This window comes from Gemmatimonadota bacterium, assembly GCA_026702745.1.
In the GTDB taxonomy this organism is placed as follows: Bacteria; JAAXHH01; JAAXHH01; order JAAXHH01; family JAAXHH01; genus JAAXHH01.
This window is the reverse complement of the sequence record JAPPBT010000058.1, coordinates 107,937-125,716: the sequence shown is the minus strand read 5'-3', so window position 1 is coordinate 125,716 and position 17,780 is coordinate 107,937. Positions and strand designations below refer to the sequence as shown.

18 protein-coding genes are annotated in these 17,780 nt (G+C 62.2%); 10 read left to right on the top strand and 8 right to left on the bottom strand.

Features of this window, described 5'->3' with window-relative positions:
* The first annotated feature begins 17 nt into the window (after nt 1-17).
* Nucleotides 18-1,361, top strand: a complete 1,344-nt coding sequence (gene hisD, locus OXH56_09345) for a histidinol dehydrogenase (protein MCY3555512.1) — start codon at nt 18-20, stop codon at nt 1,359-1,361.
* Between the two features lie 9 nt (nt 1,362-1,370).
* Here the strand turns inward: hisD and OXH56_09340 are convergent, their stop codons facing one another.
* Complete coding sequence (locus tag OXH56_09340) at nt 1,371-2,126, bottom strand: aldolase/citrate lyase family protein (GenBank protein MCY3555511.1); 756 nt, start codon at nt 2,124-2,126, stop codon at nt 1,371-1,373.
* 228 nt (nt 2,127-2,354) lie between these two features.
* On the opposite strand from OXH56_09340, the gene OXH56_09335 reads away from it, so the two are divergent.
* From OXH56_09335 to OXH56_09315, 5 genes are all read left to right on the top strand, one after another.
* On the top strand, nt 2,355-3,176 hold the full coding sequence (locus tag OXH56_09335; protein ID MCY3555510.1) for a dienelactone hydrolase family protein: 822 nt from the start codon (nt 2,355-2,357) through the stop codon (nt 3,174-3,176).
* Nucleotides 3,176-3,922, top strand: coding sequence for a phytanoyl-CoA dioxygenase family protein (locus OXH56_09330; GenBank protein ID MCY3555509.1), 747 nt, complete (start codon nt 3,176-3,178; stop codon nt 3,920-3,922). The genes OXH56_09335 and OXH56_09330 overlap by 1 nt, the downstream gene beginning before the upstream one ends.
* Before the next feature lie 94 nt (nt 3,923-4,016).
* Nucleotides 4,017-4,439 (top strand): phosphoribosyl-AMP cyclohydrolase, encoded by a 423-nt coding sequence (locus tag OXH56_09325; GenBank protein MCY3555508.1) that lies wholly within the window; start codon nt 4,017-4,019, stop codon nt 4,437-4,439.
* Nucleotides 4,440-4,620: 181 nt separating this feature from the next.
* On the top strand, nt 4,621-5,046 hold the full coding sequence (locus OXH56_09320; GenBank protein MCY3555507.1) for a nucleotidyltransferase domain-containing protein: 426 nt from the start codon (nt 4,621-4,623) through the stop codon (nt 5,044-5,046).
* Nucleotides 5,043-5,483, top strand: coding sequence for a DUF86 domain-containing protein (locus OXH56_09315; GenBank protein MCY3555506.1), 441 nt, complete (start codon nt 5,043-5,045; stop codon nt 5,481-5,483). The genes OXH56_09320 and OXH56_09315 overlap by 4 nt, the downstream gene beginning before the upstream one ends.
* A gap of 18 nt (nt 5,484-5,501) precedes the next feature.
* Here the strand turns inward: OXH56_09315 and OXH56_09310 are convergent, their stop codons facing one another.
* Together OXH56_09310 and OXH56_09305 are read right to left on the bottom strand one after the other, a co-directional pair.
* Entirely contained in the window at nt 5,502-6,242 is a 741-nt protein-coding gene (locus OXH56_09310) for a phytanoyl-CoA dioxygenase family protein (protein MCY3555505.1), read from the bottom strand.
* Between the two features lie 21 nt (nt 6,243-6,263).
* Nucleotides 6,264-6,968, bottom strand: a complete 705-nt coding sequence (locus OXH56_09305; protein ID MCY3555504.1) for an SDR family oxidoreductase — start codon at nt 6,966-6,968, stop codon at nt 6,264-6,266.
* 224 nt (nt 6,969-7,192) lie between these two features.
* Between OXH56_09305 and OXH56_09300 the strand changes: the two genes are divergently transcribed.
* Nucleotides 7,193-8,287 (top strand): mandelate racemase/muconate lactonizing enzyme family protein, encoded by a 1,095-nt coding sequence (locus OXH56_09300; GenBank protein MCY3555503.1) that lies wholly within the window; start codon nt 7,193-7,195, stop codon nt 8,285-8,287.
* A gap of 81 nt (nt 8,288-8,368) precedes the next feature.
* Here the strand turns inward: OXH56_09300 and OXH56_09295 are convergent, their stop codons facing one another.
* The 3 genes from OXH56_09295 to uvrC form a co-directional block, all read right to left on the bottom strand.
* Nucleotides 8,369-9,076: a TlpA disulfide reductase family protein gene (locus OXH56_09295; GenBank protein MCY3555502.1), complete on the bottom strand. Its 708-nt coding sequence runs from the start codon at nt 9,074-9,076 to the stop codon at nt 8,369-8,371.
* A 154-nt stretch (nt 9,077-9,230) separates the two neighbouring features.
* Complete coding sequence (locus OXH56_09290) at nt 9,231-9,584, bottom strand: carboxymuconolactone decarboxylase family protein (GenBank protein MCY3555501.1); 354 nt, start codon at nt 9,582-9,584, stop codon at nt 9,231-9,233.
* Nucleotides 9,585-9,832: 248 nt separating this feature from the next.
* On the bottom strand, nt 9,833-11,668 hold the full coding sequence (gene uvrC, locus OXH56_09285; GenBank protein MCY3555500.1) for an excinuclease ABC subunit UvrC: 1,836 nt from the start codon (nt 11,666-11,668) through the stop codon (nt 9,833-9,835).
* Nucleotides 11,669-11,900: 232 nt separating this feature from the next.
* Here uvrC and rpsT point away from each other — a divergent pair, with 232 nt between their 5' ends.
* Complete coding sequence (rpsT, locus tag OXH56_09280; protein MCY3555499.1) at nt 11,901-12,146, top strand: 30S ribosomal protein S20; 246 nt, start codon at nt 11,901-11,903, stop codon at nt 12,144-12,146.
* A 68-nt stretch (nt 12,147-12,214) separates the two neighbouring features.
* On the opposite strand, the gene OXH56_09275 is transcribed toward rpsT, so the two are convergent.
* Both OXH56_09275 and OXH56_09270 read right to left on the bottom strand, forming a co-directional pair.
* Nucleotides 12,215-13,882: a CTP synthase gene (locus OXH56_09275; GenBank protein MCY3555498.1), complete on the bottom strand. Its 1,668-nt coding sequence runs from the start codon at nt 13,880-13,882 to the stop codon at nt 12,215-12,217.
* 218 nt (nt 13,883-14,100) lie between these two features.
* Entirely contained in the window at nt 14,101-14,898 is a 798-nt protein-coding gene (locus OXH56_09270) for a transporter substrate-binding domain-containing protein (GenBank protein ID MCY3555497.1), read from the bottom strand.
* Between the two features lie 403 nt (nt 14,899-15,301).
* Between OXH56_09270 and OXH56_09265 the strand changes: the two genes are divergently transcribed.
* Together OXH56_09265 and OXH56_09260 are read left to right on the top strand one after the other, a co-directional pair.
* Nucleotides 15,302-16,924, top strand: a complete 1,623-nt coding sequence (locus OXH56_09265) for a CRTAC1 family protein (protein ID MCY3555496.1) — start codon at nt 15,302-15,304, stop codon at nt 16,922-16,924.
* Nucleotides 16,921-17,769 carry an RnfABCDGE type electron transport complex subunit D gene (locus OXH56_09260; protein ID MCY3555495.1) on the top strand — a complete coding sequence of 283 codons (849 nt, stop codon included), beginning with the start codon at nt 16,921-16,923 and terminating at the stop codon, nt 17,767-17,769. Before OXH56_09265 ends, OXH56_09260 begins: the two co-directional genes overlap by 4 nt.
* The last annotated feature ends 11 nt before the right edge of the window (nt 17,770-17,780 follow it).

Genomic DNA, 17,780 nt, shown 5'->3' with positions numbered 1-17,780 from the left:
AGACCAGCGAGGGGAAGATGAACATCCGGATAATGTCCGCCGAAGAGGCCAAGTCGAGTATCCTGCGGAGGCGTCCGCTGAACGAGGCCATGCACGCACCGGAAATCGAAGCACGGAACAGGAAACTGTTCGGCGAGCCACTGACGGCGGAAAAGGCGGTAGCCCGCATCATCGACGACGTCAGAAACAGCGGGGATGATGCGATCAGGCGGTACGCCCGGCTGCTGGACGGAAGCGCTCCTGACGCCTTCGAGGTCCCCCGGTCCGAAATCGACGAGGCGGCCGAATCGCTGCCTTCCGATTTGCGCGATGCCCTGGAAACCGCGGCTGAGCGCATTCGGTCATTTCAAGCGCGCCAGCCGGCCGGGTCCTGGACGCACTGGGATGAAGAGGGCGGCACCGGCCAGATCGTCCGGCCGCTGGATCGGGTGGGCGTCTACGTGCCCGGCGGAGGCGCGGCCTATCCTTCCTCGCTGCTGATGGCCGTGATCCCCGCCCGGGTAGCGGGTGTACGGAATGTGGTCGTGGCCACGCCTCCCGGAAGAGACGGCGCGGTTCCGCCCGTCGTGCTGGCCGCGGCCTCCGTAGCGGGTGTGGACGCGGTCTACCGCATCGGCGGCGCCCAGGCGATCGCGGCGATGGCCCACGGCACCGCGACGGTTCCACGCGTCGACAAGATCGTGGGTCCGGGAAACGTGTACGTGACCGTGGCCAAGCGCCTGGTGTACGGGATCGTGGATATCGACCAGCTCGCCGGCCCCACCGAGACCCTGCTCATCGCCGACGAGACGGCCAGCCCGGACCTCGCGGCGGCCGACCTGCTGGCGCAGGCCGAGCACGATACGATGGCGAGCGCCCTATTGATCACGCCGTCGTCCACGCTGGCCCTGGCGGTGCAACAGGCCGTGGAGGAGCAACTGACCGAACTGGACCGAGCGGACACCATCCGTTCTTCCCTGGTGCAGCACGGAGGGATCGTGCTTGTATCGAGTCTGGAAGAGGCGGCCGAACTGGCCAATGCCTACGCGCCAGAGCACCTGTGCCTGCTGGTGGCGTATCCCTGGCCGCTGGTGGACGGGATTCAAAACGCCGGGGGGATCTTCGTGGGAGAACATTCCTCCGAGGCCCTGGGCGACTACGTTACCGGCCCCAGCCACATCATGCCCACCGGGGGCAGCGCCCGGTTCCACTCGCCCTTGAGCGTCCGGGACTTCCTGAAGATCACCAGCCTGTTCGCGGTCAACGAACGGGCCGAGAAACGATTGGGACCGTCCGCGATCCGGCTCGCGGATGCCGAAGGCCTGTCCGCCCACGCCATGGCCATTCGACGGCGGCTTTCGAAAGACCGGAACGAGGACTGATCCGAAAAGCTACCTGCCGACCTCCGCGAGTGCCGCCCGGGCCGCCTGGGCCAGGAACCCCATATCGCTTCCGAGGGTGATCCACTGGAAGCCCTCTTCTATCCGCTTCCGGTTGGCGTCCATCGAGATGAACGCGTATCCGCCGGGCACGCCGAGTTCCTTTCCCCGGTCCATGATCCCCTTGACGACTTTCTCCATCTCCGGGTGCGTCGGCTGGCCCACGTATCCATGGGAGGCCGCGAGGTCGTTCGGCCCGACCAGGAATGCATCGACGCCGGGCGTGGTGAGAATTTCGTCCAGGTTGTCCACGGCTTCGACGGTTTCGATCTGGACCATGATGAAGGTTTCTTCGTTGGCGGTGCGGAGGTATTCGGCCAGATCCAGTCCCGCGGTATTCAGGAACCGGGCGCCCATTCCGCGGATGCCCATGGGCGGATACTTGGCCGCGCGGACGGCGTACTCCGCCTGCTCCCGGTTGTTGACCCAGGGAATGATCAGGCCTTCCGCCCCGATGTCCAGCGCCTTCTTGATATGCACCATGTCGTTCCACGGCACGCGGACGAGCGGAGTGACGTCCCGGCCCCGGGTCGCCTGGATCATGGGATGAAGGATCTCGGCATTCAACGGACCGTGTTCTCCGTCGAACCAGATCCAGTCGAAGGCCAGGTTCGACGCCAGCTCCACGATGTCGTTACTGGGGGTGCCGACAGATATGCCGTAGGTCACTTCACCGTTGCGCAGCTTCTCTTTCAGCTTGTTTTTCATGGGTTCTCCCGCAGGGCATCTCGCGATTTAGAGGGTGGCCGACACAAAGATTACACGTAGCATTTCACGATTGATTCGCAATGTCTCGATAAGTATATTGAAACCCGTTGTTCATGGAAAACAGTAAATACCCGCGAGGCTTCCAATCCGTGCTTTCGGAGCAGGGCCTCCCCGTTTGAATGAGAGGTAAACATCATGGCAGGAATAACATCCAGCAGGCGATATTCGATGCCCGTTGCGTACGTTGCGTGCATCATACTTGCCGTTGCGGCGCTGGCGATCCACGGGCAGCAGATACCGTACGCGCCGACGTCCGAAAGCGAGATCCCCGAAGCCATTCTCGGCAAGGCCGGCGCACCCCGCGGCGGCGACCTGGCTTATTTCGATGAAGACCAGGCGACCAGGGGTTATCTCGCGGAACCGGAAGGGCCGGGTCCCCGGGGCGCCGTCATACTGATCCACGAATGGAACGGCCTCGTGGACCGCGTCAGGCAGGTGGCCGACGCGCTGGCCGCGGAGGGCTACGTCGCCCTGGCGGCCGACCTGTATTCGGGCCGAACGGGAAGCAACCGCGACGAGAACATGGCGCTCGTGCGGGAAACGCTGGACGACATGGACAAGATCATCCGCAACCTGGACGCGGCGGCGGCCTACCTGAGATCGCGGCCGGACGTGAACGGCAAGATCGGTGCCATGGGCTGGTGCTACGGCGGCGGAGTCGCCCTGAGCTACGCCCTGGGCGGCGAGAACCATGACGCCACCGCCATCTTCTACGGACGCCTGCTCGACGATCCCGAAAGACTCAGCGCCATTCACCACGAGATATACGGGACCTTCGCCGGACTCGACCGCGGTCCCTCGCCCGAACAGGTGGAGAGCTTCGTCGCCGCGCTTCGCCAGGCCGGCGTGGAGAACGACGTGCACATCTACGACGACGTCAACCACGGGTTCTGGCTGTACGTGGAGCGCGATCCGAAGAACGAAGAACCCGCGCTGGACGCCTGGGAGCGGCTGAAGGCCTATCTCAAGCGCACCATTGGTAGCGATTGATGGATGCATTCGAACAGGCCCTCGCCGAAATCGACACCTTCGGCTTCACGCTGTTGCCCGACGTGCTGACGGCGTCCCAGGTACACACGTTTCGCGAGGCGTTGCTCCGCGTCGCCGCGGCACACGGCGAGGCCGGTTACGAGAACCGCGGAGGCACGTCGCTGCTGGTGCGGAACCTGCCCACCCTGAATCCGGTGTTCCTCCAGGTCATCGATCATCCTGTCATCCTGCCCGTCCTGGAACGGGTGCTGGACAAGACCCTCGTGCTGGGCAGCCTGAGCTCCCGCATCGTGCGGCCGGGGGACGGTTACCAGGATTTCCACAGCGACATCCCTCAGCACATGCTGAACCCGGTTTCTCCCGTGATGATGAACACCATCTGGATGCTGGACGATTTCGATGCGGAGATCGGCGGTACGCGGATCGTTCCCGGTTCGCACAAAAGCGGGTGGGCCGGTCCGCCGGAGGGCATGGAGGTGCCGCACGTCTACCAGCCCGAGGCTTCCGCGGGCAGCGTGCTGATCTTCAACGGACAGTGCTGGCACGGCGGCGGAGCGAATACCACCGACCGCAACCGGCACGCCCTGTTCGGGCATTACCGCAAGTCCATGCTCCTCTTCCAACTCGATCCCCACGACGGTTTCCGGGACGAGTGGTTCGAAGGGCTGTCACCCCGGCAGAAGCAGCTAATGCGCATGCAGAAGGGCGTCGGCGCACGTCATGCGGCAGACGACCATCTTCTGTAGATGATCACTGGCGCATCTGATCTGGCCTCCAATCCCTGCGCCGTCCTCTCACGATTGCACTCTTGTAGATACTTTGTAGACACTTGGAGAAAAAATGACGACATCATCAGGATCCGATCACCTGGAAGAGGGTTCGAAGGAGACGCTCGATTTCTCGAAACTCAGGCAGATCGCGGGCATCGAGGAGGACGTGCTGCCGGTAGTCGTGCAGGATTCGACCACGAAGGAAGTGTTGATCCTGGCCTACATCAATCGCCTGGCCCTGGACGAATCCCTGAAGACCGGGATCGCCACGTTCTGGAGTACTTCGCGGAACGAGCTGTGGGTCAAGGGCGCCACGTCTGGAAACGCGCTGGGAATCGATGAAGTCCGCATTAACTGCGAGCAGAATTCCGTGGTCTATCTCGTGACCCCCCAGGGCGGCGGAGCCTGTCACACGAAGGACAGCGATGGCCAGTACCGGATCGGTTGCTACTATCGGCGGATCAATGACGCCGGCGACCTGGAGTTCGTCTGACGGAATCGGTGGATCTGATACATTGCCCGGTGGTTGGAACGGTCGTATATTAACGCAAGGATTTGTTCGATTGTCCGGTCTGTTCGTCAGACGATTCTAGCTTTGGTGCTCATCCGAGTCTGGCTAGTTGCTAACGAATGGGAAGGCAAAGGCGATGCATGATAATCAGGGTGTTGACAACATGGATGTCGATAATGGATCCCTGGGCCCGCGCATTGCGGGCTTGCTGGAATCCCGACAGGAAGTACTCGAGGCCTACCTGTTCGGTTCTCACGCGCGGGGCGGGGCGCAACTTCACAGCGATATCGACGTAGCCGTCTACATTGACGAGGCACACGAAGACCGGAGCGGCTTCGGCCTGCGGGCAGAACTCTCGACCGTGCTCATAGAAGGCCTTCGGGACAACGGCGTCGATCTCCTGATCCTCAACCACGCGCCTCCGGTGCTGTACTATCACGTGCTTCGCGACGGATTACGCGTTCTTTCGCGAGACCTGGCCGCGACGACGACGCGCGAGGGACAGGCGGTCTCCCGGTATTGCGACTTCGTTCCCCAGCTTGCGAAAATGGAAGCGGCGCGGTCTTCTGCCGCCCGGAGTGGATCGTGACCGGAGGGCGCCTTGATTTGGTCGTCGTGCGTCGGCACCTGGCCGAGCTGAGACGCGCAGTGGCCAATCTGCAACAACATTCGGATGTGTCTGCCACACGGTTGCGCGCGGATTCCGACCTACGCTGGATGGTCGAAAGAGGCCTTCAACTGTGTACGCAGAACGCGATCGACGTGGCGACTCATCTATCGTCGTCAGCCGGTCTTGACGCGCCGGACTATGCCACGGCTATTGACCGGTTGGCGGAGTTGGGCGTCCTGCCTGCCGGTTTTACGTCGGTTTTTCGCAATGTGGCGGGATTCCGCAACGTGCTCGTGCATGGTTATCTGGATGTTGATCTCGACGTGATAGAGCAGATTCTGGGCACGCGTCTGAGCGAATTCGAAACTTTCGCGCATCACATCGAGGTATGGCTCGAGGGCAGGACCGCTAAGTAAATATGAAGCGTTCCCCGCCTACCTTCCAAAAGCCGCCATGTAAAGCCTGGTGCGTTCGTTCAGGACGCCGTAGAAGGCCCGGGTCTCCGGGTCGTCGCTGTCCCGCCAGAGGGCGGCGGGAATCCCCGAATCATTGGCCAGCGGATCCCGGTCCCGGTGGCCGTAGTAGATCTGGGCGGTCTTCCGCACGGCCCGCGTGGGACGCGTGGTGGCCGTATGGAGCACCGATACGTTGAACAACGCGCAGGTGCCCGCGGGTCCATGGAGGTCGTAGACGCCCCGCTCCAGCTGCGCGCTGCTCTCCTTCAGAACAGGCTGATCGATCCCTTCGGGCGAGATGGAGAAGCAGTGGGTATCTTCATCCACGTCGGTGAAATAGACCATGAGCTGGATGTAGTCCATGCGGAGGGGATGGTCGAGCCAGTGGGCCTTGTCGCGGTGCCAGCGCTGGTGGAATTCGCCCTTGTACGGTCCCATAGATCGCAGCCCGATTTCTCCGAAACAGAGCGGACCGCCCATCAGTTCCTCGATGGTGCCGTAGACAGCGGGATGGCGGATCAGTCCGTCGAAGGCCGGCGTGGTGACGAGGGCGTCGTAGTTGGCCTCCTGGTGGTGGCCGTAGGGATGCCAGAAATAGGGGTATTTGCGGCGGTCCTCGTCGAAGAAATTCAGAAAACGATCCACCTCCTCGTCGCCCAGGACCTTCCCGAGGTTTATGAATCCGTTCTGACGAAAAAACGCCAGGTCGGCCTGTTCCATGATCTCCCCTGTTCGGATCGCTCAGACCGACCGCGTGATGCCTCCGTCGACGCGCAGGTTCTGGCCGGTGATATAGCCGGATCCGGGCGACAGCAGGAAAGCGGCCGTTTCCGCGATCTCTTCCACGGTGCCGTAGCGTCCCATGGGTATGCGCGACCTGAAGGCCTCCGATTCCGGGAGGCTGTTGATGAACCCCGGCAGGATGTTGTTCATCCGGATGTTGTCCCCGGCGTGGTTGTCGGCGTAGATCTTCGTATAACTCGCCAGGGCTGCCCGGAAAGCAGTCGATACGGGAAAGTAATGCTCCGGTTCGAAAGCGGCGTAGGTCGAGATGTTCACGATGGATCCACCGCCCTGTTCAACCATGATCGGCGTGACGAGGCGCGCCATGCGGACCACGTTGAGAAACACGATGTCCAGTCCCTCGTGCCAGTCTTCGTCCGGTATGTCCAGGAGACTGCCCTTGGGCGGATGCCCGGTGCTGTTGACGACGCCGTCGATGCGGCCGTGGGCGTCCATGGTCTGGTCCACCAGTTTCTTCAGGTCGGCCTGGTCCGTGACGGATCCCGTCACGCCGATGCCGCCCAGTTCGCCGGCGAGCGATTCCGCCGCACCGGAGGGGGAAAGCAGCGAGACAGCCCACCCCTGGCCGGCCAGGTTCCTCGCGATGGCCGCTCCCATGCCGCGTCCCGCTCCCGTAATGACCGCTGCGCGTTGCGTACTCATGCCACTCCCTTCGTCGAATCGATTCCCTGTCCGCTGTCGGATCCCTGTCCGTAAATGTTCTCCTGTTTCGTGGATACATTGCCGGAGTCACAAGTTACCAACTGCCACCGCCCCGGCCAAGGCATAGCCGAACGCCCCGGCCAAGGCATAGCCGAACGCCCCGGCCAAGGCGTTATATAAACAAATGCGTTGCCGTAATCAATGACAGAATATAGCGTTAGATCATGAAGATAACCGCCCTGAAGACCCACGCTGTCCACGTGAACCACCGGGGAGACTGGACGTTCCTGGCGGTGCACACCGACGAAGGGATCACCGGTTACGGCGAGGTAAATCCCGGCGGGGCAAGGTCCGGTAGCGTGGAGTTCCTGCAACAGGCCGAACCTGTGCTGGCCGGACGCGATCCCGGCGCCATCGAACGCATCCTGGCCGAACTCCTCCCTTCGCCTGTCGACCGGCCGAAAGTGATGGCGTTGAGCGCCCTCGACCAGGCCCTGTGGGACATCAAGGGCAAGGTCCTGGGCGTACCTGTGGCCGACCTCATCGGAGGACGCTGCCGCGATGAAATCCTCCTGTACGCCAACTTCAACCGGGCCACCACCGACCGGACACCCGCGGGATTCGCCCGGAACGCAGCCGCCGCGGTCGCGGACGGATTCGACGCCGTGAAGCTCGCACCCTTCGACGGGATGCCTGCCGGTATCGATCGGGCTTCGGACGCCCGGGAGGGCATCGCCTGCATGGAAGCGGTGCGCGCCGCCATCGGTCCGGACGTGTCCCTGCTCATCGACTGCCACAGCCACTTCACCGCCCGGGGCGGGTGCGAGGTCTTCGACGCGCTGAAGGACCTGGACCTGTACTGGTACGAGGAACCCGTGCCCGATGAAGACCACGAAGGCTACCGGACCATTAGGGACCACATCGACGTTCCGCTGGCCGGAGGCGAGAGCCTGATGTACAGGGAAGGGTTCTGGCCCATCCTGGACCAGGAAATGATGGACGTGATCATGCCGGACGTAACGATCGTAGGTGGGCTATCGGAACTGAAGAAGGTCGCCGCCATGGCGGAGGGCCGGGGGATTCCCACCGCGCCGCACGGACCCTTCGGACCGCTGACCATCGCGGCGGGCGTGCAGGCCATGGCCGCCCATCCCGGGTTTCAGATCCTGGAATACGCCTGGGGAGAGGTACCGTGGAGACACGAACTCATCGAACCGGCGGAAATGATCGAAGGCGGACGGATCCGTATATCCGACCGGGCAGGGCTAGGCGTGGCGCTGAACATGGATGCGATTGAAAAACACAGGGCGGACCGATAGGCGAACGGAACGGCGGACCGATAGACGGTCCCGTGGCATGCCCCGGGACGCTGGCCTGTCAGCCCCGGGACTCCAGCCCGTCTACTTCTTCGCGAGCGCGGCCTTGATCGCGGCTTCGAATGCGTCTTTCGTCTGGTTGTTGACGAACCGCTTCGTGACAGTGCCTTCACGATCGATCACGAAGGTGTGGGGTATGGTCAGCACGTTGCCGTAGGCCTGGTAGGTCTTCCGGTCCGCTTCCACGATGGGATAGGATACGTTCAGCTTTTCGACGAAAGGTTTCGTAATGGGAAGCCCCTCTTCGTCGAGGGAAAGTCCGAGCACCTCCAACCCCTGGTCCCGGTAGGTCTCGTAGAGTTCGCTCAGCATCGGCATCTCCACGAGACAGGGCGGGCACCAGGTGGCCCAGAAGTTCACCACGACCACCTTCCCCTTCAACGCGGATAGACTGGCCTCACCGCCGCCCAGGACCGGCAGGTTGAAATCGGGCGCGGCGCTGCCTTCCTTCAGCATGAGACGGGCCTCGATGGCCTTCAACTCGGCCACGACGGCCGCCCGTACGCGGGGAACCATGTTAGGGGTGACCTGGATTCCCAGTTCACTGTAAACGGCCATGGCCGTTTCCGGACCGAAGTTCGGCTTGCCGGCCTTGGATTCGGAGACCTGCTTCATGATGTAGGCGACGATCTTCTTCTCGTCGTCGGTCAGGGGCTCCTGGCCCTGGTCCGCGGTCTGCGCCTGTACGTTGGAAAATACGAAGGCCGCGGCAAACATTGTGCATAAAAACATTGAGAACATTCTCTTCACGCTTTCCTCCCATTCAGTCGATCGTTTTCTATACCGACCGTACCTGATATCTTGAACCCTCGAATATCATAAGACAGGTACCCGGGACGCGAACCCGTCCCGATCCGACCCCGGCGCCCGACCCAGCCTTGGGAACTCAGGTCTTGCTGCCTGCCTTCTCGGCCCCGGTCGCTTTCTTGAGCAGTTCATTGAAATTCATCTCGAAATTCGCCAGGTCGCTGCGGTCCACGATCGTGGCGGCCGCCACCCCCACGGCGATGGCCACGGCTTCCCGGATCTCAGCGCCGTCGGCGCCGTACTTCATGGCCTTCTTGAGATGGCCTTCCAGGCAGTTCTGGCATCCGGCGCTCAGCGACGCGGCGATGGCGATCAGTTCCTTGGTCTTGTTGTCGAGTGCCGTGCCCTCCCGGTAGGTCTCCCGGTAGAAATCGAAGTAGATTTCCTTCATGCGTTCTTCCAGCAACTCGTATGACCTTAGAACCTTGCCCACGTATGTATCCTCCGGAACCCGACGCCGATGCGATGGCGTCATATTGCTGTCATTGTGTTTTAATCGATCCGGCTGCGATCCGGCGGCCATCCGGTCCATCCGAATCCATTGGAGTATTCAAAAACCGCGCCGAAAGTATTCAAACTTAAACCCGGACGCCGTTACAGACATACTAAGCCGTTCCTTCCTCCCACGCAATCTGATTCCGCGCCGTATCGAGCCGCAGCCGCCTGCCCGTTACGTACCATTCAAGATACCTCCGGATGGAAATACCGGAACACCTTCCGCGCCGCGTCCTTGCCCACGCCCTGGACCGTCCTGAGTTCCTCCTCGGTGCATTTCCGGATGTTCTCCACGGAACCGAGGGCCAGGATCAACTGCTGTTTCCGTTTCGGCCCCACCCCCGGTATGTTGTCCAGTTCCGAACGGATCATGCGCCTTCCCCGTTGCTGCCGGTGAAAGGTCACGGCGAAACGGTGGGCTTCGTCCCGGGCCTGCATGAGCATCTTCAGGGCCGGGGAGGACCGGGGGACGAGGATCGGTTCGGACTGGCCCGGACGGAAGACTTCCTCCAGGCGCTTCGCCAGGCCGATGACCGGCAGGTCGACCAGGCCCAGTTCGTTCAGGACCTGCCGTACGCTGGAAAGCTGTCCCTTGCCGCCGTCGATGAGTATGAGGTCCGGCAGGGGCTTGTTCTCGTCGATCAGCCGCCGGTACCGCCGGCCGACCACCTCCTGCATCATGGCGAAGTCATTGGGGCCGATCACGTCCCTGACCTTGAATTTCCGGTAGTCCGACTTGCGGGGCCGGCCGTCCACGAAGCAGACCATGGAGGCCACCGGGTCCGAACCCTGGATATTGGAGATGTCGAAGGTCTCCACGCGCCGTGGGGGCGTCTCGAGTCCGAGGATTTCCTGCAGGGATCCCACCGAGGCCGGCATGCTGCGGCGAACCCGGGCTTCGGCCCGTTTCAAGGCGTGGGTGTTCAGCTGCAGTTCGGCGTTCTGCACGGCAAGCCGGACCATGGCGGCCTTGTCGCCCCGGCGGGGCACGGCGATTTCGACTTTGGATCCACGCTGCCGGGCCATCCATTCCCGGAAGGTCTCCAAGCCGTCCGGTTCGCCGCTCAGGAGGATCTCGTCGGGCCAGAGCTGCGCGGCGAGGTAGTACTGGGTCAGGAAGGCGCCCAGTGTCTCCGGTTCCGTGGACTCCTCCGGCGCGGTCAGGAAGAAGTGCTCCTTGCCCAGCAGTTTGCCCTCCCTGACCTGCAGGACCGCTCCGCACACGTCGGTCCCGTTCCTGGCGAGTCCGATGATGTCCCGGTCCAATTCCCTGCTTGAAAAAGCCCGTTGGCGGATCGTCGTCTTCTCGATGGCGACGATCTGGTCGCGAATGCGTCCCGCCAGTTCGAACTGCAACTGCTCTGATGCCTGCGCCATCCGTACCTTTAACTGTTTCAGCAGGTCCTTCGTCCTGCCCGTGAGAAACTGGCAAACCTGCTCGATGATCTCGCCGTATCCTTCCTCGCCGATGTGTCCCTTGCACGGACCGGGACAGCGGTCGATGTAGTAATCGAGGCAGGGCCGGTCCATGGACGGCCACGCCTTCGCGCTGGGACAGGTGCGAAGCGGGAAGACCTTCCGGACCAGGTCGATCGTCCTTCGCATGGCCTTCACGTTGGTGTAGGGGCCGAAGTACCGGGCCCCGTCCTGCCGGACATTGCGCGTTACCACGACCCGCGGAAAGGCCTCGTTGGTCACCATGATGAAGGGAAAGGACTTGTCGTCGCGCAGCATCACGTTGTATTTCGGCTTGTGCTCCTTGATGAGATGGTCTTCCAGGAGCAGCGCGTCGACCTCCGACTCGGTGGCCACGTAGTCGAAGTCACGGATCCGGCTGGCCAGGGCGACGGCCTTGGGCGCCGTGAGACGGGTCTTCTGGAAATAAGAGCGGATCCGCTGCCGCAGCGCACGGGTCTTGCCCACGTAGATGATGCGCGACCGGGCGTCTTTCATCAGGTACACGCCCGGTTTGCCGGGGAGCGACTTGAGCTTCTTTTCGATTTCCGTCGGTTCGACAGCCATGTTAAGGGTCGTCCGTTACGTGGATTCGAGAGGTCTGGCGCCGGGATTCAATTTAACCTTGACTTCCGGCGGCTCGCCAGCTAATTTGATGCTGATTTCTACAGGACCTTGCGAGCCGAAGACCGGCTGCAAAACAACCGGCCGCAACACAACGGACCGTATCACGACAGGCCGCTTCGGTCGGAACGCCGGGCGGTGCATTGACGATTCAGCGTATTTAAGGGAGTAAAAGTTGCCTACCCTCGTTTCATCCAAAAAGCGTTTGCGCCAGGAAAGCGTTCGTCAGCGGCGCAACGCCACGGTCAAGTCCGCCCTCCGAACCGCCATCAAGCGCCTGCGCGCTAACACGGACGCCAAAGCGGCGCCCGGGCTGCTCGGACAGGCCTATTCCAAGCTGGACAAAGCCGTCAAGCGCGGCGTGATGCACCGGCGGACCGCCGCCCGCATCAAGTCCAGGCTGACGAAACAGGCCAACTGAACCTGTAGTCTGTTTTTCGGGTACCTGCCAGACCTGACCGAACGCACGTCCAACTGACCAACTTCCCGCTATTCCGCTTGCCCGGCCTCCATGGCCACCTGCCGGTCTTCCGCTGATTCCGCGTATGTCAATGCGGCCTGCACCAGGCCTCTGAACAAGGGGTGGGGTCTGTAGGGACGGCTGGTCAACTCGGGGTGGAACTGGGTTCCTACGAAGAAGGGGTGCGTGGGGATTTCCAGGATCTGCATGATCTCCTCGTCGGGCGTCATGCCCGAGAACACCATGCCCTTGTGCTCGATAAGTTCCCGGTACTGGTTGTTGAACTCGTACCGGTGGCGGAACCGTTCGACGGCCGCTTCCGATCCGTAGCAGCGGTGGGCTTCCGTGCCGGCCTTCACTTTCACTTCGTGTCCTCCGAGCCGCATCGTTGCCCCCATGCCGGTCAGTTTCCGCTGGTCGGGCAACAGGTAGATGACCGGCGTTTCCGTCTCCGCGTCGAATTCCGCGTGGGCGGCTTCCAGCATGCCGCACGCGTTGCGCGCGAACTCCACCACGGCCAGCTGGAAGCCGTAGCACAGGCCCAGGAACGGCAACCCGTTCTCCCTGGCGTACTGAATGAACCGTATCTTGCCCTCGGCGCCCCGCTCTCCGAAGCCGCCGGGCACGATGATCCCTGAAATCCCGTCCAGCATGCCCTCGTCCAGCGCCTGATCACTCGAGAAATCGGTCGTGTCTATCCACTCGGTGGCGATCTCAGCGCCCACGGCGACCTTGCTGTGGTCCAGGGCGTTCAGGATGCTCACGTAGGAATCGTGCAGGGCCGTGTACTTTCCGGTGATGGCGATCCGTATTTCAGGATGGCTTCCCGAAAGGTACTTCAGGTAAATGTCAAACATCTCGGGACGCTGGTCGGTACGCTGCGGGAGGTTGACGTTGAGCTTGTCGGCGACGATCTGCACCGTCTCCTGGCGGTCGAGCAGGGCCGGCACCCGGTAGATGGAATCCGTGTCCGGACTGCTGACCACGCGGTCCTCGGCGATGTTGCAGAAGAGGCTGATCTTCTGGCGGACGCTCTTGTTCAGGGGTATGGCCGAGCGGCACACCACGATATCGGGCTGGATGCCCAGCTGCAGCAGCGCCTTGACGCTGTGTTGCGTGGGCTTGGTCTTCAGTTCCCCGGCGGACGCGTTGTAGGGCACCTGCGTGACGTGGACCGACATGACGTTGTCCCGTCCCTCGTCGTAAAGCATCTCGCGGGCGGCCTCGATGAAATGGATGTTCTCGATATCCCCGACGGTGCCGCCGATCTCGACGACCAGGATGTCGTAGGGTCCCTCGTGGGCCTTGGTCCGGATCAGGTTCTTGATCTCACCCGTCACGTGGGGCACGACCTGCACGTCACGGCCGAGGTACTCGCCCCGCCGTTCCTTGTCGAGGATGATCCGGTACACCCGGCCCGATGTGATGTAGTTGTTCCGGTTCAGGTTATCGTCGAGGAAGCGTTCGTAGGTGCCCAGGTCCATGTCGCATTCAGTGCCGTCCTCGAGCACGAACACTTCCCCGTGGCGATAGGGGTTGATGGTGCCGGCGTCCTGGTTCAGGTAGCCGTCGATCTTGATCTGGGAGACCGTGAATCCGTAATGCTTGAGCAGGTGTCCGAGGGAGGCGCTGAAGACGCCCTTGCCCACGCCGGACATGACGCCGCCGGTGACGAAGATGTACTTGGTCCGGCCGATGCGGTAGTCGGTGGGGAAGAATTCGATGGCCTCGGACTCTACGGTCCTGGCGCTGTGGGCGTCCAGGTCGACTTCATCAAAAAACACATCGTCGCTATAGTCCGGGGCACCGGCCAAAGACTCGCTCCTTGTTCAGGATTTTGGGATTTGAATAAGGCCGCACCTAAGATAGGGCGGGAAAGGCGAAATCGCAATATAATTATATCAGAAATCCTCTATCAGTACTCCCCGATCCATTTGCTCCTCAGCTCGTCCAGCGTACCCTTCTGACTCATCTGGTACAGCCACAGGTTCAGGAAGTTGATGAAGGGCTGGTCGCCGCGGACGGTCATGTAGCCCAGGTCCTCACGGGTCAACGGCTTGTCCGGGTCGAGGGCGTAAAGCAGGGGATTCTGTCTCGCGTAGATCACCGCTTCCACGTTGTCCGTGAACATCACGTCCACGTCCCCCTCCGCCACGGCCGGCTGGACGTCCAGGTTGTTTTCGAACATGACGATCGTGGCCTGCCGGATGTTGGCCCGCACGAAGGCTTCGTTGGTACCGCCGTGGTTTACTCCGATCCGTACCCAGGGCCGGTCCATGTCCTGCAGGCCCCTGAAACGGTTGCGGTCGGACTTTCTGATGAGCGCCGATTTACCGATGGTGACATAGGGGTCGGTAAGTGCCAGGACTTTCTGACGTGTCAGCGTCCGCGTAATCCCGCCCATGGCCAGGTCGAACCGGTCGTTCAGGGTATCTTCGGACAGGTTGCTCCAGGTCGTGGGGACGAATCGTACGCTGACGCCGAGGGCTTCACCCAGCAGATGCGCCGCTTCGATGTCCATGCCCTCGTAGGTTGCGGTCTCCGGATTCAGATAGGTGAAAGGCTTGTAGTCGCCGGTGGTCCCGATTCGGATCTCGCCCCGTTCCTGGATCCGGTCCAGCAGGGAGGTCTGGGCATGGGTGTGCACAGTAACGGCACACAGGCAGGCAAGCAGAAGAAGCGATGGGATGGCGCGCACAGGGTAAGTACTCATTGATCACTCCGGTAGAGTATGATTCGCTGCGTGAACTTCGATCGATCTGCGGATCGGGCTGTCGGTGAGTTTATAGTGCTTCCGGTCCGGCGTGTCAATGCATCTTGACAGGCCAGTGCCGGGTTTCTACCTTGAAACGGCACCCGGACCATTCGTAATACACGTGGCATTCCCGTCTGTCCACCCGCTGGATTTCTTGCCCCTTCAGGCCATGTCACCAGCCTCCTCCAGTACAATACGGACATCGGCGACCGCGCTGTTCATCATACTGATCATTTCGCCCTTTTTCTTCGACCGGTGGCTGTCCCGAGACGTAGACGTACGTGAGACAGACGTACGCCAGGCAGACGGGCGCGAGACAGACACGGCAATCGCGGGCCGGTATGGATTCCTGTTGACCGATGTGACGGCGGCGGCCGGCATTGCCTTCGTCCACGCAAAACCGCAGCTCGATCCGCAGCTCGACCCGATCATGCCCCATATCTCGGCCCTCGGGGCATCCGTCTCGGTCGTGGATTTCGACAACGACGGGTGGCAGGACCTTTACGTGACCAGCAGTCGGAAGGGCACGCCGAACGCCCTGTACCGGAACCTGGGCGACGGAAGTTTTTCGGAGGTTGCCGGGGAGGCCGGCCTGGCCGATGTGAACGGGGACGGCGGCGTGTCCATGGGCTCGGCGTGGGGGGATTACGATAACGACGGATTCGAGGATGTCTTCATCTACATGTGGGGGCGCCAGCGCCTGTACCGGAACCTGGGCGACGGAAGCTTTGAGGACGCGACCTCCGAGGCGGGGTTCGACCGGTGGATGAACGCCAACAGCGCCGTGTGGACGGACGTCGACCGGGACGGCCTGATCGATCTCTACGTGGGCGGGTATTTCTCGGAAATCCATGACCTGTGGCAGGTTACGACGACGCGCATCATGCAGGAGAGTTTCGAATACGCGAACAACGGCGGCCACAACTATCTCTTCATGAACCGGGGTAACGGCCGTTTCGAGGACGTGACGGAATCGTACGGGGCGGACTGCACGCGGTGGACCATGTCCGTCGGCGCGGCGGACCTGAACGGCGACGGCTGGCCCGATCTGTACCTGGCCAACGATTACGGTCCCGAGGTGCTCCTCCTTAATGTCGAGGGGAAGCGTTTCGAGCAGGCCACCGGGACCTCGCTGGAAGAGACGTCCAAGAGCGGTATGAACGTGGCCTTCGGCGACCTGTACAACGACGGACGCGCGGACGTGTACGTGACGAATATCTCGAAGCGGGGCTACCTGTTCCAGGGGAACAATCTCCGCCGCAACCTGATCGCGGAAAACGGCCGGATGATCAACATCGCCGAGGGCGAGATCGCCGACGCGGGCTGGGCCTGGGGCGCGCAGTTCGGGGACCTGAACAACGACGGTTTCGTGGACCTGTTCGTCACCAACGGCTTTGTCTCGGCCGATCCGGAGGAGGACTACTGGTACGAGATGTCGCGGGTCGCCATGGGTAACAACAACATCTTCCAGGACGTGCGGAACTGGGCGCCTATGGGCGATCAAAGCCTGTCGGGATACGAGCGGTCCAGGCTGTACCTGAACGACGGCACCGGGCGTTTCTACGACGTGGCGGAATCCGTCGGCGTGACCGACCGGTACGACGGCAGGGGAGTCGCCCTCGCAGACCTCTTCAACCGGGGCGTGCTCGACGTGGTGGTGGCCAACCAGGACGGTCCCCTGGTACTGTACAGGAACGAGGTCGACGGTGAGAACGCTTGGATTGCCTTCGAGCTGAAGGGCAGAAGCAGCAACGCGAGCGCCATCGGCGCGGAGGTCCGGGTTTTCCGGGACGGCCGGCAACAGCTCCAGGTCGTGACGGCAAGCGCGAGTTTCGCAGCCCAGAGCCAGCGGAGACGGCATTTCGGCCTGGGGGTCGCCACCGAGGTCGAACGGGTCGAGGTACGCTGGCCGGGCGGGACAGTACAGACGCTGGAACGTCCCGATATCAACCGGCTGCACACCGTAACTGAACCGGAGGGATGATGGGCGCAACAAAGGCCGCAGCGGCCGGTTCGACAGGAAGCGCCGGGACGCCCGGTCCGCCGCCGGGACCGCCGAATGGAGCGGGATGGCAGATCGATCCGCGGTACCTGTCCTCCGGCCTGATCACCATGATCCTGGTCTTCGGCCAGCTTTACGTGGGATTCCTCCACGACCTGTCGCAACTGTTCACGGCGATCGCCGTGGCACTGGCGGCGGAGCTGGCCCTGGGTCGCCTGCTGACGGGCCGGTGGCTCAACCCCGCCAGCGCGTACATCACCGGGATCAGCTGCGGGATCCTGCTGAGGTCGCTTGCCCTGTGGCCCTACGCCATCGCCAGCCTGCTTTCCATCCTGTCGAAATACGTCCTCCGCTTCAGGGGCCGGCACCTGTGGAATCCATCCAACCTGGGCATCTGCGTGGTGCTCTTCGCGGCGCCCGGGACCGTGGCCGCCTTGAGCGAGCAGTGGGGCAACGACCTCTGGGCCATGGCCGTGATCTGGGTGCTGGGTTCGGTCATCCTCTGGCGGGCGAAGCGTTTTCACGTTACCTTCACCTACGCCGTGTCCTTCGTCGCGCTCGCCTACGTGCGGTCCTTAATGACCGGAACCCCGTTTCTGTCCGAAGTCGCGCCCATCACCGGCCCCATGTACCAGCTCATGGCCTTCTTCATGGTCACGGACCCCGCTACGTCCGTCTCCTCGCGCAACGGCCGCATCGGGGTGGCTTTTCTCGTGGCGCTGGCGGAAATGGTACTGCGACTTTACGAAATCGTGAACGCTCCGCTGTACGCGCTGTTCCTGGTGGGACCGGCGGCGAAGGCATTGGATTTGAAACGTTCGGCCTGACCGAAAGGGAG

Coding starts and splice junctions, on each gene's coding strand:
- OXH56_09260 (MCY3555495.1), top strand. CDS start 16,921: ATGATGGGCGCAACAAAGGCCGCAGCGGCCGGTTCGACAGGAAGCGCC.
- OXH56_09310 (MCY3555505.1), bottom strand. CDS start 6,242: ATGGAACAGGCCGACCTGGCGTTTTTTCGTCAGAACGGATTCATAAAC.
- OXH56_09335 (MCY3555510.1), top strand. CDS start 2,355: ATGCCCGTTGCGTACGTTGCGTGCATCATACTTGCCGTTGCGGCGCTG.
- uvrC (MCY3555500.1), bottom strand. CDS start 11,668: ATGGCTGTCGAACCGACGGAAATCGAAAAGAAGCTCAAGTCGCTCCCC.
- OXH56_09320 (MCY3555507.1), top strand. CDS start 4,621: ATGGATGTCGATAATGGATCCCTGGGCCCGCGCATTGCGGGCTTGCTG.
- OXH56_09270 (MCY3555497.1), bottom strand. CDS start 14,898: ATGAGTACTTACCCTGTGCGCGCCATCCCATCGCTTCTTCTGCTTGCC.
- OXH56_09295 (MCY3555502.1), bottom strand. CDS start 9,076: ATGTTTTTATGCACAATGTTTGCCGCGGCCTTCGTATTTTCCAACGTA.
- OXH56_09340 (MCY3555511.1), bottom strand. CDS start 2,126: ATGAAAAACAAGCTGAAAGAGAAGCTGCGCAACGGTGAAGTGACCTAC.
- OXH56_09325 (MCY3555508.1), top strand. CDS start 4,017: ATGACGACATCATCAGGATCCGATCACCTGGAAGAGGGTTCGAAGGAG.
- OXH56_09300 (MCY3555503.1), top strand. CDS start 7,193: ATGAAGATAACCGCCCTGAAGACCCACGCTGTCCACGTGAACCACCGG.
- hisD (MCY3555512.1), top strand. CDS start 18: ATGAACATCCGGATAATGTCCGCCGAAGAGGCCAAGTCGAGTATCCTG.
- OXH56_09305 (MCY3555504.1), bottom strand. CDS start 6,968: ATGAGTACGCAACGCGCAGCGGTCATTACGGGAGCGGGACGCGGCATG.
- OXH56_09330 (MCY3555509.1), top strand. CDS start 3,176: ATGGATGCATTCGAACAGGCCCTCGCCGAAATCGACACCTTCGGCTTC.